The organism is Microcoleus sp. OTE_8_concoct_300 (assembly GCF_031383065.1).
Lineage (GTDB): Bacteria > Cyanobacteriota > Cyanobacteriia > Cyanobacteriales > Microcoleaceae > Microcoleus.
In genome coordinates, this window is sequence record NZ_JANMZH010000854.1 from 1 (window position 1) to 1,043 (window position 1,043).

Consider the following 1,043-nt stretch of genomic DNA (forward strand, 5'->3'; position numbering starts at 1 on the left):
TCTCGGTTAATTCTTTTTTTGCGAATCATAACTGGTTTAACTATGGCTCAACTGCTTGCCCCGTAAAGGTTTCATTCTATTTTACCTTTTTTGGTCTACCCCCTTGACAATTTGCACTTTTTCTTAACTTGTCACAAATGCATAAGGGTCACTCTCAAGGAGTTAAGCATGAATGTCTAAAAATGTATGTCAATGGTATGGGTTTTCGAGCGATAGAGAGAATCAAAGGTGTTCATCATACGACAATAATTAATTGGGTCAAACAGGTGGGAGAACGTCTACCACAGGCTTACGAACCAGACACAATTCCCGAAGTCGGAGAACTAGATGAATTAGAAACATTTATTGGCTCAAAAAAAACAAAATATGGTTGTGTACAGCAGTAGACCACTTCAAACCAGGTATTTTAGAATGGGTTTTAGGAGACCATAGTGCCAAAACATTTAAACCTTTATGGAAGCTTGTTGAGCAATGGAGATGCTATTTTTACGTAACGGACGGTTGGAAAGTTTATCCCATGTTTATGACCGATGGTGACCAAATCATTTGTAAAACTTATATGACAAGAGTTGGTGCGATTCGTTGAAGAGTGAATCACGGTGAAAGTCCGTACATAACTCCTCCAGCCACAAGGCTGAACTCTCGGTCTGATGAGGGTGCAAGCCCCTTCTGCCAGACTCAGGTATGACTCCCTATCTGCCCACACCGACCAAGCTCGATTCTTGGAGAGTGAAGCTGGAAGGCGCAATCAGACATCTAATGTGGGATGACACTGGCGCTAATGGGGAATTCCCATGGTGAAACTGAGCCTAGAAAAGTAACTTATGTCAGAACGGGTCGCAGACCAAAAATCCCGACTCCACTGGAGATAATTCCCGCCGAATTTCTACTCAATATCGGCAATAAGCTGTTCAGCATCTAAAACGCATATTGTATGGTATAATATGATAATTTTCCGAGAAAGTCAATGCCTACTAAAAACTTCCTCAGTTCTGAAACAAAGGAAACTCTGCAACAAGCATTAAAAGACCATGAGCATCCAG

1 pseudogene is annotated in these 1,043 nt (G+C 41.5%); it reads left to right on the forward strand.

Annotated features, from left to right (window positions below):
* Positions 1–161 precede the first annotated feature (161 nt).
* Positions 162–571 (forward strand): annotated as a pseudogene (locus ACUVJL_RS37500) (IS1 family transposase); the annotation flags it as partial.
* Positions 572–1,043: the final 472 nt, after the last annotated feature.